Raw genomic sequence first — 15,024 nt, 5'->3', positions numbered from 1 at the left:
TAAGTGCTACATGGAGAAATAGACTGCCCCAAAATTTAAACAAACATTTGATTAAAAAAGCACAAACCTTTTTAAATAAAGGTTTGTGCTTTTTCTTTAAAACATAATTGAAATTAAGAGCATTCCAATTCCGATAGAAGTAAATGTTGCAATTAGGCCAGGAATCATAAAGCTATGATTTAATACGTATTTACCAATACCTGTTGTACCAGTACGATCAAAGTTAATGGCAGCAACGATTGTTCCATAGTTTGGAATGAAGAAGTATCCATTTACTGCAGGGAACATAGCGATTAGTAGTGCTGGTGGAATACCGAGTGATAATCCAAGAGGCATTAAAGCACGTACTGTGGCTGCTTGGCTATATAGTAAAATAGATAGAATGAATAATGCGATGGCAAATAGCCAAGGTGCACTTGTTACTAAATGCTGAATGGATCCTTGAATCATATTTAAGTTTCCATTAAAGAAAGTATCTCCCATCCAAGCGATACCGAAAATAGCAACAACTGCTGTTGCTCCTGCTTTAAAGACGTTACCAGACACAATGCTTTCTACATTTGGTTTACAGAAAATAATAATAAGAGCCGCGATAGTTAACATAACCATCTCAATTGTATTCGGCATGGAAAGACGGGCTAACTTCCCATCAACTATCCATCCTGGACGAAGTGCTTCAAATGAACCAAGAAGTACAACAAGGAAGGTTCCTACAAGGAAAAGGATAACTGATAATTTTGCGCCCTTTACACCTACAAATTCTTTTTTCTCTTCAAGCTTAGGAATCATTCCTTCTTTTAATCGTTTTAAGTATTCAGGGTCTTCATTTAATTCTTTTCCCATCTTACTAGCAACGAATGCTGCTAACATACAAGCAATGAAAGTGGAAGGAATACTCACTTTTAAAATATCTAATAAAGTGATTTTATAGTCAGCTAACATTGCTAAAAGAGCAACTGTGGCAGCTGAAATTGGACTAGCTGTAATTGCTTGTTGAGAAGCGATTACGGCAATCGACATTGGGCGTTCCGGTCTAATCCCTGATTCACGAGAGACTTCTGCAATAACAGGAAGTACAGAATAGGCAACGTGACCAGTACCTGCACATAGTGTGAATAAATAAGTAACAATTGGAGCAAAAAAAGTAATACGCTTTGGATTTTTTCGTAATGCCTTTTCAGCTAGATGAACAAGATAGTCCATTCCTCCAGCAGCTTGCAAAGCACCAGCAGCTGTAATTACTGCCAAAATCATAAGCATTACATCGATAGGAGGCGCGGTTGGTTGTAGGTGGAAGACAAAAACGAGTATTGCCATGCCAACTCCACCCATTACTCCTAAACCAACTCCGCCTAGGCGTGCACCAATAAAAATACAGAGTAACAAGGTAAGAAATTGTAGCCAAAACATGATAAACTACCTCCGAAATTCATTAGTTAAGATATATTCGAATAGTTTAATTTGAATGAAAATTAAATAAATACCCGAAGAAATCCTTGTTATTTATACATTTTTTATTATATAACACAAAAAAAGTAACATTCACGTACTTTTTGAAATTATTTTGAAAAAGCAATGCATTAAAAATTTGTATTTATATCTCTAAATAAGTAGACATTTTGATTTATATGTTGTAACCTTTGAAAGAGAATAAATTAATTCTCATAGAACTCCCATATCGTTCAACTCGTTCAGCGAGAAAGGCAAACTGATGGAAACATGAGGACGCAAAACTACAGGAGCTAAGGTCGAAAGGCTACGCTAGCCAGTTACCGGACGGATAGGGTTGGTCTTGGCCAATGCTTTTACATTGGCTTTTTTTTATTCTCGAACATATTGAGAAACATTTTCAAACAAAATATTCATATATTTTGTTTTTTTGTTTATGTTGATTAAGGAAGGTGGATATTAATGAAAAAATATTGGCATAAGTTATCGTTCCTTCAAAAGAACGTCTTATTAACCGTATTAGTTATTTTGACACTTGTTGGAAGTATGGGTGCGTTAAGTTTCAACATGTTTCAAAATAGTATGATGTCTTTATTTGAAAGGCAGTCTATTGAAACAGGAGAAATAGTATTGAAAAAACTGGATGTAGAATTAGTTAGAGACATGGCGAAAGATCCTACAGCCGAAAAAGTGAAAAAAGAAAAGTTAACAGAGAAATTAGATGAAGTGTCAAAAGAATTGAAAAGCGTTGGACAAACGTATGTTACAGGAGCAAAGCCGAATGAAAAGCGAGAATTACAACTCGTTGGTTTGACTACAGAGTTAACAAATGCGTTTCCTATAAAGCCGGGAGATTATTATGAACAACCCGCTCATTGGATGAAGGCATACGATAAAGTGATTGATACGAAAAAGGCTCAAATGACAGAAGTATATGAAGATGAAATAGGTTCGTGGGTGACAATATTAGAACCAATTACAGATGGAGAAAACAATATTGTTGCAATTGTTGCGGCTGACTTAGATGCTTCCATTGTTCCTATTACAAAAGAGAAGTTTATGATACAGGGCTTACTCTTTATCATTATTTCATTAGCAATTGCGACTATTACTCAATTCTTTATCGTGCGTCACTCGTTAGCTCCATTAAAAGATTTACGAGAAGGGTTACGTAAAATTGGTGAAGGTGACTTGAGTATTAAATTAAAAGAAAGACCAGATGATATTGGAATTATTAATGTTTATTTCAATAACACGATTGAAAAATTTAAAGGGATTATAGATAAAGTAAGGCAAACTGCTGAGCAAGTTTCTTCTTCTTCACAAGAATTGTCGGCGAGTACAGAGGAAAACAGCATGGCAGTTCAAGAGATTGCAAGTTCTATTGAAGGTTTAAGAGTAGGGGCACAGTCTCAAAAAACTTCAGTACAACAATGTTTAGGAATTGTACATGGAATGGAAGATAAGGTAGAAGAAATAACTGGGGCTGCAAAACAAGTTGCGGTTGCTTCTGAAGGTATGGAACAACATTCAATTGAAGGTAATGAAGTGATTGGACAAATTATTAATCAAATGAGTTTAATCCAAAATGCAGTACAAGATTTATCTTCCATCATTTATTCGTTAGAAACAAGGTCAAAAGAAATTAGTGATATCGTAACTGTAATTACAGGCATTTCAAATCAAACAAATTTATTAGCTTTAAATGCTTCTATTGAGGCTTCACGTGCTGGAGCAGCTGGAAGAGGGTTTGCAGTTGTTGCTGATGAAGTACGAAAATTAGCAGAACAAACTGAAGCGTCTGCAAAAGATATAGCGAAATTAATTGGTGAAACACAAGCTGAGACAGAAGATGCTGTAGTTTCCATGCAAAAAGGTTCAAAAGAAGTAGAAACTGGAATTTCGCTTGTTCAAAGTAGCGGAGATTTCTTTGAAAAAATCTCAAAATCAGCGCAATCTGTTACAGATCAAGTAAAAGCTGTTTCTGGTAATTCGAGTGATATTTTACAAAATAGCCAGAATATTGTTCAAGTCGTAAATGAATTATCACATATTGCAAATACTTATGCCAACAGCAGTAGTAATGTTGAAGAAAGCATGAAAGAGCAAGAAATATCAGTACAAGATATTGCAGAATTAGCGACTTCTTTAAGTTGGCTTTCTCAGGAATTACAAGAGCTTATTGGTGAGTTTAAAAGCGAATAAGGAGAAAGTTCAATTCTAATCAAGGGGGTATCTCCGCTACTGATTATGAATTGAACGAATCTGCCCTTTAATAAGGGATAAAAAAGGTGTGAATTTTCACACCTTTATTATATTTAAGAGAGGAATTTACATAAATATGAAATTAGCAATTTCTTATAGTGAGATGGTAAAAGAATTTTTAGGAAAAGTAGAAGGAAGTATTAAAATACCTAAAGATGTGCAAGGAACAGAACTTAGGATAAAAAGGAAAACGGAACTGTTTTCAAATTTGACTCACATTGTAGATTTAATAGGAGCGACTGCAACGTGGTTATATCATATTTCTAAAGAAAAACATATTGTCGTGCTTTATCATGTAAGAGGAAGTTTATTTCCGATTACTATTGAAGTTTCTAATTTTCTCTCCTATGAAAGTTTAAATTTACAAATTGAAGAGCAACTGGAGCAAATTAAAGAAATGAATGAGGAAGAAATAGAAGAGTTTCAAAACGGTAATACGTTATATGAAATGTCACCTATTATTATTGGTGAAACATATTATGAGCTAAAAGACACGAATACATTACAATTTGTATTTAGTAAAAATATGCAAAGTGTAGAAATAATATTTAATAGTGTTAATTGGAAAGAGACAACAATTACTCGTTATGCACAACAAATACAAGGTGTTTTAATTAATAAATCACAAAATAAGAGTAATCATATAAATAATTTTAATATTATTACAGAGGCCGAGATGGCACTTTATAGTCAAGTGAATGATACGACAGCAGTATATCCTGAGAAAAGTATCGTCGATATGTTCTATAATACTGTTACTCAATTTCCAAATCGTATAGCTTTATCTTCAAGGGAAGGTACTTTAACTTATGAGGAGCTAAATAAAAAAAGTAATCAAATAGCTCATATGTTAATCAAAAACGGCGTCCAATTAGGAGACTATGTTGGAATATTTATGAAACGTAGCATAGACACAGTAGTAAGTATGGTAGCTATATTAAAAGCTGGTGCAGCGTATGTTCCGATTGATCCAGATTATCCGGAAAGTAGAATACAGTACATTATTCAAGATAGCCAAGCGAAAGTTATATTGATGAAAGAGACGCCTATAACATGTGATGGGGTTCAAACAGTTTCAATGTATGATAGTGAAACTTATGAAGATATAGATGTAAAGTTGTCTATTCATTGTGATGATGTAGCTTATATGATTTATACATCTGGTTCAACAGGGAATCCAAAGGGAACGATGTTAGCACATAGAGGCGTTGTTAATCTGTATACTTGGATGAAAAAGCAATATGAATTGACAGAAGAGGATGTATTTGCCCAATTTCCTTCCTTTAGTTTCGATGCTTCTGTATGGGAGTCATTTGCTTCTTTATTCTGTGGAGGAAACTTATATGTACTATTAGAGGAAGAGCGATTGTCTGTAGAAGCATTTGCAAATGCAATCTATAAAGTGAAAGCAACTTCAATCTTGGCATTAGCAACAATTTTTGTTCGACAAGTAGCAACTTATTTAGCAGAAGAAGATATATATAAGCTAGCTTCCCTAAAAAGAATTGCGATTGGCGGTGAAATGTTGCCTGTAGAGGTTATTAAATTGTGGAGAGAAAGAATAGGTACAAATGTTGAAATTCATAATGTATACGGACCGACAGAATGTACTGTAGTGACGACAACCTATAAAATACCTAGTCAGTTAAATGAGGATGTTGCGAGTATTCCCATTGGTAAACCATGTGCTAATTATCAAGTTATGATTTTGGATGAGAATATGAATCTTTGTCCAATTGGTGTACCTGGTGAATTATATATAGATTCAGTGGGATTAGCAAAAGGGTATTTTAATAAGCCTAATAAAACAATTGAAGCTTTTATTCCGAACCCTTTTAATCCTATAGTTAATATATATAAAACAGGTGATATCGTTAAGTTGCTAGAGGATGGAAATATAGAGTTTTTACATCGGAAAGATGATCAAGTAAAAATTAGAGGACATCGTATTGAACTAGGCGAAATCCAAAGTAAAATTTCTCAAAATCATAATATAAAAGAAAATGCTGTTTTTGCTAAGAAGAGTAAGGAAGGTAGCCAATATTTAATCGCGTTCTATACAACTTTAAATAAAAAAGAAATACCAGAATTAGTTTATCAGTTACAAGAGCAATTACCAGATTATATGGTGCCATCTAAACTAATTTATATTAATGAATTGCCACTTACACCTAATAAAAAGATTGATGTTAAGAAGTTAGCTCAGTTAGAAGAAAAGTATGAACCGGTTCGGCTACAAGAATATGTTGCACCTTCTAATAAAGCAGAAAAACAAATAGCGAACGCCTGGGCGGAAGTATTAGGAATTTCAAAAGTTGGAGTGCATGATGATTTCTTTACAATTGGTGGACATTCATTAAAAGTATTACGAGTCTTAACATTGTTAAAAGAAGATTTCTCACATTTAACAATTCAAGATTTCTTTAAAGAAAGAACGATATATGGATTAGCTCGAATTGAGCGAGAAGTAAAAGTAGAGAAAGAAGAAGTATTTCGTGAATATAAAGTGATTCACGAACCAGATACTATCACGTATGCAAACGTTTTGGAAGAAAACCAGATTTCAAATGTCTTTTTAACAGGAGCTACTGGTTATTTAGGATCACACATATTATATGAATTGTTGAGAGATACATCTGCTACTATTTATTGTTTAGTAAGACCAACTAAAGATGTGCAGCAAAGAATTATAGATACATTAACAGGCTACTTTAATGATATATGTGAAGAATGGTTACAGCGTATACAGGCCGTAGCTGGTGATCTGGGAGAAGAGTATCTTGGGATGAGCGAAGAAGAATTTATGTTCATCAGTTCTAAGATGGATACGATAATTCATTGCGGTGCAGATGTAAGACATTTTGGAGATGTAAAACAATTTGAAAATATAAATGTCCAAGGAACTAGCCGTATGCTAACATTAGCGGAGAAAGGTGCTACATTCCATTTTATTTCTACAATTGGTATCCCGTTAGAATTAGCGGTAGATCAATGGGATACATACATGAAAACTGGTGATTTTAATTACAGTGTAGACTTAGAGAATGTATATTCAAATAGTAAACTACAAGCGGAAAACATTGTTCGTGAAGCAATGAAAAATGGTTTGCGTGGAAATATTTATCGTGCAGGTAATTTAGCATGTCATTCAGAAACAGGTTCGTTCCAACAAAATATTGAAGGAAACGCATTTTATCGTCTTATTAAAACAATGCTATTAATTGGGAAAGCACCAAATGTGAAGTGGAAAGTTGATTTCACACCAATTGATTTTGCTAGTAAATCAATTGTATCGTATTTGCAAGATTCGCAAATTATAGGAGAGACGTTACATATTTGTCATCCACATCAAATTGAGTTTGAACAATTTATACAGCTAATTGGAGAGTGTGGATACAATCTTGAAATGGTTCCACTTTCAGAATATGTAAATACCGGACTTGCATTAGCGAAGGGAAATGAAGTAATAGCAGAGTTAATTGCTTCTCAAGTTGCAGGAGATGGAGCGCAGCAATCTGAAATTGTAATGGGTACGCGTAGAACGAATAAATGGATTAAGAAAAAAGAATTGATAGTACCAGCAATTAATAAAGAATTTATTCAGCAGTTATTAGCTCATGGTGAAAAAGTTGGTTATTTTCCAAAAATAATGAAATGATTATGCATGCTTTTGTTTGTTCAATAAAATAAATCATGCTACAATGAAAACGAATTAAGGACCGGGGAGCCAATTGGCTGAGAGGATGTAAGTAAACATCGACCCTCAACCTGATCTGGATAATGCCAGCGTAGGGAGTTACTTAAAGTGATGTAGCATATGTTATTCTGTAATAACTTGCATACAAGGCTTTCCTACGCAGTAGGAAAGCCTTTTCTTATTTTTGAAATTTATTTTTATAAGGGGGATTTTATTATGTCACAACAAGTTACAATGTCATTTTCAGTAGTACCACAAGCAAAAACGAAAGATGTATATTCTGTTGTCGATAAAGCAATTGAAGTTGTGCAACAATCGGGAGTTCGTTATGAAGTAGGGGCAATGGAAACAACTTTGGAAGGAGAATTAGATGTACTTCTTGATGTCGTTAAACGTGCGCAACAAGCTTGCGTCGATGCTGGAGCAGAAGAAGTGATTACTTCTATTAAAATCCATTATCGTCCAAGCACTGGTGTAACGATAGATGAAAAGGTTTGGAAGTACCGTGATGAATATGCAAAACCAGAAGCAATCTAAACTTATTACAACTATTTGGCTTATCCTTCTCATTGCGATATGGGAAGGATCTGTTTCATTATTTAAAATCGAACCGTGGATTTTACCAAAGCCTTCTGCCATTGTTCAAGAATTAATTGGGATGAAAGATTTACTATTACCAAATACGATGCAAACACTGCAGGAAGTTATAATTGGACTATTCTTTGCAATTTTATTGGGGACGAGCATCGCAATTATTATGGACGTTATACCGTTATTTCGTATTTTAATAAATCCATTGCTCGTTATTTCGCAAACAATTCCAATTGTTGTACTTGCACCGCTATTTATTATTTGGTTTGGATATGGGATGTTGCCGAAAGTAATGGTCGTAATACTCGTTTGTTTCTTCCCAATTGCGCTTAGTATTTTAGAAGGTTTTCAAACAGTAGATAAAAACATGCTGAAACTGTTACAAACAATGAAGGCGACAAAATGGCAAGTTTACCAGAAAGTAAAATTTCCAGCAGTGCTTCCATACTTTTTCTCAGGTTTAAAAATTGCAGTTACATATAGCGTAATGGGGGCAATTATCGGAGAATGGCTCGGTGCAAGTGAAGGATTAGGCGTTATGCTTACGAGGGCTACAAAATCCTTTTTGACTGCCCGAGTATTTGGTGTTGCAGCAATCATCGTTATGGTGACATTATGCCTGTATTTTATCGTAGAGTTTATGGCAAGAATAACAGCACCATGGATATATAGAAAGGACGGCAGAAAATGAAAAAAGGTTTGAAAGTTATGTTAGCTGCCTTAGTAGCGGTAGGTGTGGCTGGATGTAATCCGGCGAAGAAAGAAGAAAGTGCAAGTAAAGATCAAAAAGTAAAAGTAGTATTAGATTGGTTTCCAAATACGAATCATACTGGCTTGTATGTAGCGCAAACGAAAGATTATTACAAAAAGCAAGGATTAGATGTAGAAATTATTCAACCAGGTGACAATGTAACAGCAGAGCAAATGATAGCATCAGGAAAAGCAGACTTCGCAATAAGCGCACAAGAAAATGTAACGTTAGCTCGTGTGGAAGGAATTCCTGTTGTATCTGTAGGAGCGATTATTCAGCATAACACTTCAGCGTTTGCATCGCTTAAGAAAGATAATATGACGTCACCGAAAGATTTTGAAGGTAAACGTTACGGCGGCTGGGGAGGACCAGCGGAAGAAGCGACATTAAAGACGATTATGGATAAACATCAAGCTGATTTTAATAAAGTTGAAAAAATCATCTTAGGACAAACAGATTTCTTTAAATCAATCGGTCGTGATGCAGATTTCGAATGGATTTATTACGGTTGGGATGGTATTGAAGCGAAGCGCCAAGGAAAAGAGTTAAATACGATTATGGTGAAGGACTTAGATCCAGCGCTTGATTTCTATAGTCCTGTTATTATTACGAGTGAAAAACATACGAAGCAAGATAAAGACTTTGTGAAAAAGTTTATGAGTGCAACGACAGAAGGTTATAATTTTGCAATTAAGGAACCGAGAGAGGCTGCTGATATTTTAATTAAAGCTGTTCCAGATGTAAATAAAGATTTAGTTCAAGAAAGCCAAAAATGGTTAAGTACGAAGTATCAAGATGATGCTAAAGCATGGGGAGTACAGAAGGAAGAAATTTGGACGAATTACATGAATTTCTTATATGACAACAAAGTTATTAAAAAGAAAATCGATGTAAAAGATGCTTTTACAAATGAATTCCTTCCAAGTGAAAAATGAGCGGATTACAAATAAAAAATATAGTGAAATCTTTTGACGGAAAGAATGTATTAGAGAATATTAGTGCCTCTATACAAGAGGGAGAGTTTGTTTCCTTTGTAGGACCGAGTGGTTGCGGGAAAAGCACATTATTAAACATGATTGCAAATGTTGAAAAACCAACAAGCGGGAACGTAACGTATAACGATAAGCAAGTACAAGAGCAAGATGTTGTTAGTTATATGCCACAACAAGATTTATTACTACAGTGGCGATCAGCTTTGCAAAATATCGTTCTTCCGTTAGAAATTGAAGGAAAGCCGAAAAAACAAAGGCTGACAGAAGGAATGGAAGCATTAAAGCAGTTCCAACTAGATGAATATGCAGACCATTATCCAGATGAATTATCTGGTGGTATGCGTCAAAGAATTAGTTTTCTGCGCACATATTTATGTGAAAAGCCAATTATGCTGCTGGATGAGCCTTTTGGTAAATTAGATGCATTTACAAAAATGGAAGTACATAGCTGGCTTTTAAACTCTTGGCATCAAGAAAAGCAAACAATCGTTATGGTGACACATGACTTAGATGAGGCAATCTTGCTTTCAGATCGCGTATTTATTTTATCTCAAAGACCAGCGTCAATAGTTGGCGAGGTACAAGTGAAATTACCTAGGCCGAGAACGATGGATATGTTAACATCACTCGAATTAAAAAAGGATAAAGAAGAGATTTTAAGTGTGTTAGCTCCTTATATGAAAAAATAGAAAAAGCCTTTTAACAGTTTTTAGTATAATTACTGTTAAGAGGCTTTTTTTAGAATATGAAAAGATGGAGAAGGAACAAAAGGGAAAATAGAGAATAGAATATAACAGAGTAGTTTATACTCTTAATATAACAAATGTTAAAGGAGTGAAAGGATAAAATGACTTTATCAACTGTTCTTCAAATGGTTTTAGCTTGATATGGGAGAAGTCTGCCCATTTTTTAAGATTAAGCTAAATTGAAGACAGCAGGTAAAGAACCTTAATCCTTTTTTACGATAATATGTAATGGGTAAGGTGTATTCACCTTACCCATTTTTATATGCATAATTAAATAAGGCTTCATACTGTTGGTCTCTCTATTTAGCTTATGGACGATAAGTAAAGGAGAGAAAAAAATGAGTATATTAACAGTAGAAAATTTAAGTCATTCGTATGGTGAGAAAACCATCTTATATAATGTGTGCTTTCGATTATTAAAGGGGGAGCATGTTGGGTTAGTAGGGAAAAATGGGATTGGAAAATCAACACTGCTAAGAATTTTAACAGGAGAACTTATACATGATGATGGGAACATTGAATGGTTTCCACATGTGAAGGTTGGATTTTTGCAGCAGCATATAGATTTACAAGAAGGAATAACAATTGAAGGATACTTGCAAAGTGCATTTTCTAACTTGTATGCGATTGAATACGAAATGTTAAAAATTGCAGAAGAGATGGCTGAAGCAGTAGAAGTAGAAAAATTGTTAGTAAGGTATGGAGAGTTACAAACTATATTGGAAAACTCTAATTTCTATCAAATTCATACAGAAATTGAAGAAGTAGCAATTGGTTTAGGGCTGTTTGAAATAGGATTGGAAAAGGATGTTTCAAAGTTAAGTGGAGGACAGCGGACAAAGTTATTACTAGGAAAGCTTCTTCTAGAAAAAGCTGATGTTTTATTGCTAGATGAACCAACGAACTATTTAGATACAGCACATATAGAATGGTTGCAATCGTACTTGAAGTTGTATGAAAAAGCTTATATTATCATTTCGCATGACGAAGTGTTTTTGAACAATATTACGAATGTCATTTACCATCTAGAAGAACGAAAAGTTAAGCGATATGTAGGGGATTATGAAAAGTTTTTACAAAGTTATCAAGTGCAAAGGAAACAATTACAATCGGCGTATGTGAAACAACAAAAAGAAATTGCTCAGTTAGAAACATTTATTCAAAAAAATAAAATTCGAAAAGCAAAACAGGCAAAAAGTCGAGAGAAAGTATTGGAGAAAATGCGAAGGGTTGAAAAGGTAAATAATGTACCTCAGTCCTGTTTTGCTTTTACTGTTTATAATGAACCAGTAAGTCGTATATTACAGGCTGAGAAACTAAGAGTGGGTTATAGTGAGCCGTTATTTCCAGACTTGAATTTACAAGTGAAAAAAGGAGAAAAGATAGCTATTGTTGGTCAGAATGGTATTGGAAAAACGACAATATTAAAAACGTTATTAGGTCAAATAAAGCCGCTAAGCGGTTCGATTTTTGTTGGGGACCGAGTAAATCCTGCTTATTTTGCACAGGAAGAGTTTGCTTCAGAAATAACACCGTTAGAGAAAATTTGGGCAGAACGACCAGATATGACAAAGAAAGAAGCGCGCCAAGCATTAGCGAAGTGTGGATTGAAAGAAGAACACGTATTAAAACCTATTCGTTTATTAAGCGGTGGAGAGCAAACGAAAGTGCGTTTATGTGAACTTATCGTAACGAAAAGCAATGTTTTAATTTTAGACGAACCGACTAATCATTTGGATGTAGAAACTAAGATGGCTTTACAGGAAGCGTTACAACAATACAATGGAACGATTTTAATTGTCTCACATGAACCTTCTTTCTATGAATCGTGGATAACAAAAGTATGGAATATAGAAGATTGGAATGCTGAACAATATGAATAAAGAAAAGGCATTAGCTTTTATGAGCTAATGCCTTTTCTTTGTGATTAACATGATTTTCGAGAACTCTTACATGAGAATTGTATGAAGAAGCACTCTTATGGTGCGCTTATAAGCGTGCTTTTTCTTTTGTTATATTTATAATAATACGAAAGCCTTTCCCTAACAGGTGACTATCTTTCTTTATATATATAGATAGTTCAAAACGGAATGAAAATAATTCCTATATGTAAAGGATAATGTGGATATTATAGGAAGACAATAGAAATTAAAGGAAATTCATGTAAAATTCAAATGAACTTCATATAAACTTCATATTAGAAACTAAATATAATCATAATAGGTTATTGTAATATTTTTGATTTTTCATAAAATTAAAAGTTTGAATTTAGGAAGTCTTGCTCGAACCTAAATTCAAACTTTAGTGAAATAATTAATGGATATTACGTCTAGTTTTCGCTAATGACGGTATTTAAAAGTTCGGCAGGATTACCTGTTCCTGCACCGCCAATTGTAATAGATCCACCAGGAGGAATTTCACCATTCCATCCTGCGTTCGTAATTACATAATGATTATTTGTTTTACTACTAATTTTAGAATCCCAAACTTGTGTTAAATTACCGCTATAATCAAATTCTAATTTCCAATTTTTAACAGGAGTCGTTCCATTATTTTTGATTATAATCGAGAAGTTATAACCGCTGCCCCAATTCGAAGTGACTGAAAATGTAGCAGTACCATTTCCATCAGGAGGTGTCGTATTAGCTTCATCCGTTTTGACAGTAAGAGCGGTAGGTTGTGATTTATTTCCAGCAGCATCTTTGGCAATTATTGAAAATGTGTATTCCGTATTAGGTTTTAAGTTTTTAATTGTAATGCTATTTGTTGTTGTACTCCATTTCTCTTCTCTAGCAGTAATTTCATATTCCATAACTCCTACGTTATCAGTAGATGCAGTCCAGTTTAATTGAACTGAGTTTGAATTTTTATTCGTAACTACAACGTTTTTAACATTCGTTGGTGGCTCAGTATCTTTTTGACTAATAGGTCCACCAAGTAATTCTTTTACTAGCGTATCAAGTAATTTTGGACCACTGCAACTATATTTTGGACTTGTACGGCAATCTCCGCTTAGTTCCCAAAACATTGCTCCACTTAAACCTTTCGTCTTTATATAGTCTGTTTTGTATTTCATAGATTCATTGTCATCGTAGCTAATAAATGTGCCTGTAGTTGCATTATATAAATAAGGTACTTTAGCTGTGTCATTCCAGTAGCGTACAAAACCATTTTTATTAACGTAATTGGCTGCTAAATCACCGTAATCATACACACCTGTGTCACCGGTAGAATAATCATCCCAAGTACCTTTAGAAGCAAGTTTCCCATCACTACCTGGTTTGCAAGGTTGATATTGTCCGTTATTTTCTTTGCCACAACTTTTCCAGCCACGTCCGTAAAAGGGTACGCCTAATACTAGTTTATCGACTGGAACACCTTCATTTGTATAAACATTTATAGCACCATCTACGTAAAAATTCGTATTTGCTGCTGGGTCATTTGGATCCTTATATAGAGCTGCATTATGATTAGAAGTAGCTTCCCATCCGCCGTGGAAATCATATGTCATAATATTAATCCAATCGAGTATTTGAGAAATTTTCTTTAGCTCTGTATGATCAGCGTAGCGTTGGCTTGCGCCTGAAGCGATTGTTAGTAAATATTGTTTGCCATCTTCAGCACCTGCTTTATTCAAAGCATTTCGGACATCTTGAAGAAGGAGAGTGAAATTTTGTTTATCTTCAGGACGATAACTACCACCAGGAATCGTTTCAACGCCCGGATATTCCCAGTCTAAATCTACGCCATCAAACCCATATGCGCGAAGAAAAGCTACTGTAGATTCAGCAAATACTTTTCTTGTTTTTTCATCAGCGGCCATATCAGAAAAGCGGTTAGACCAAGTCCAGCCACCAACGGAAATAATTGTTTTTAAGTGAGGATATTTAGCTTTTAATCGTTTTAGTTCCCCGAAATTTCCGCAACGGGCATATTTATCGCAATCTTCCCAAGTTGTCCCTGAGCCAGGATACGATTTGGTAACATCAGCCCATGGTTCACCGAGTACGAGAGTACCATTAGGAACCTCTTTATTTTGCAATGGTACACCAGATTCTTTACAGTTCCACGTTTGTTTATTTGGATTATCAGGATGAGTAGAAGGGTTTCCATGTTTTCCATTCCAACAAATATCCGCGAAAGCATAGTTAAGGTGAGTAAGCTTTGATGCATCAATGTCAGCAACTTGATAATTACGTCCGTAAACGCCCCACGAAGGAAAGTACCCAACAATTTTTTGACTTTGCTTTGGTGAATCTGCTAATGCGAGATTTGGAGTAATAAAATTTGTGAGAAAAAGAGGTAAGAAAAGTAGTAGAGATAGTAATAGCAGTGTGAATTTTTGAGACCTCATAGCCATTTCTCCTTTCAAAATAAAAGATATATTTAAAGGCATACGCCAATAAACCAAAATGAATCTAGACGTATGAAACGTCTAGATAAAATGATCAGACATCACGAAGTCTATACAAGGGAGCTGGGGGTGATTAAATCGTAACAAATGTAAGATTTAGTGTAAACGCTTTATTAAGT

9 protein-coding genes and 2 riboswitches are annotated in these 15,024 nt (G+C 34.6%); of the genes, 7 read left to right on the top strand and 2 right to left on the bottom strand.

The annotated features are described in order from the left end of the window. Window positions 1-96: 96 nt before the first annotated feature. Window positions 97-1,410, bottom strand: a complete 1,314-nt coding sequence (locus ACTFRM_RS23815) for an anaerobic C4-dicarboxylate transporter family protein (RefSeq protein ID WP_000498704.1) — start codon at window positions 1,408-1,410, stop codon at window positions 97-99. Between the two features lie 282 nt (window positions 1,411-1,692). Continuing rightward, window positions 1,693-1,777, top strand: a riboswitch (cyclic di-GMP riboswitch). Window positions 1,778-1,911: 134 nt separating this feature from the next. Here ACTFRM_RS23815 and ACTFRM_RS23810 point away from each other — a divergent pair. From ACTFRM_RS23810 to ACTFRM_RS23780, 7 genes are all read left to right on the top strand, one after another. After that, entirely contained in the window at window positions 1,912-3,654 is a 1,743-nt protein-coding gene (locus ACTFRM_RS23810; RefSeq protein WP_000761084.1) for a methyl-accepting chemotaxis protein, read from the top strand. A 136-nt stretch (window positions 3,655-3,790) separates the two neighbouring features. Then, entirely contained in the window at window positions 3,791-7,372 is a 3,582-nt protein-coding gene (locus ACTFRM_RS23805; RefSeq protein ID WP_025687830.1) for a non-ribosomal peptide synthetase family protein, read from the top strand. A 52-nt stretch (window positions 7,373-7,424) separates the two neighbouring features. Then, window positions 7,425-7,526: riboswitch (TPP riboswitch) on the top strand. A 101-nt stretch (window positions 7,527-7,627) separates the two neighbouring features. Continuing rightward, window positions 7,628-7,948, top strand: coding sequence for an MTH1187 family thiamine-binding protein (locus ACTFRM_RS23800; RefSeq protein WP_000082906.1), 321 nt, complete (start codon window positions 7,628-7,630; stop codon window positions 7,946-7,948). Then, entirely contained in the window at window positions 7,920-8,693 is a 774-nt protein-coding gene (locus ACTFRM_RS23795) for an ABC transporter permease (protein ID WP_001057166.1), read from the top strand. Before ACTFRM_RS23800 ends, ACTFRM_RS23795 begins: the two co-directional genes overlap by 29 nt. After that, entirely contained in the window at window positions 8,690-9,688 is a 999-nt protein-coding gene (locus ACTFRM_RS23790; RefSeq protein ID WP_017657406.1) for an ABC transporter substrate-binding protein, read from the top strand. The genes ACTFRM_RS23795 and ACTFRM_RS23790 overlap by 4 nt, the downstream gene beginning before the upstream one ends. Continuing rightward, window positions 9,685-10,434 carry an ABC transporter ATP-binding protein gene (locus tag ACTFRM_RS23785; RefSeq protein WP_000016090.1) on the top strand — a complete coding sequence of 250 codons (750 nt, stop codon included), beginning with the start codon at window positions 9,685-9,687 and terminating at the stop codon, window positions 10,432-10,434. The genes ACTFRM_RS23790 and ACTFRM_RS23785 overlap by 4 nt, the downstream gene beginning before the upstream one ends. A 395-nt stretch (window positions 10,435-10,829) precedes the next feature. After that, window positions 10,830-12,374 (top strand): ABC-F family ATP-binding cassette domain-containing protein, encoded by a 1,545-nt coding sequence (locus ACTFRM_RS23780; RefSeq protein ID WP_440043629.1) that lies wholly within the window; start codon window positions 10,830-10,832, stop codon window positions 12,372-12,374. Between the two features lie 446 nt (window positions 12,375-12,820). Here the strand turns inward: ACTFRM_RS23780 and ACTFRM_RS23775 are convergent, their stop codons facing one another. Further along, the gene (locus ACTFRM_RS23775; RefSeq protein ID WP_440043628.1) at window positions 12,821-14,845 is read right to left on the bottom strand and encodes a glycosyl hydrolase family 18 protein; all 2,025 of its coding nucleotides are present in this window, start codon (window positions 14,843-14,845) and stop codon (window positions 12,821-12,823) included. Window positions 14,846-15,024 lie beyond the last annotated feature (179 nt).

The sequence above is a fragment of the Bacillus cereus group sp. MYBK227-1 genome (genome assembly GCF_051916325.1).
GTDB lineage: Bacteria > Bacillota > Bacilli > Bacillales > Bacillaceae_G > Bacillus_A > Bacillus_A cereus.
The sequence above is the reverse complement of the archived record's forward strand: the minus strand, read 5'-3'. Positions and strand labels throughout refer to the sequence as shown.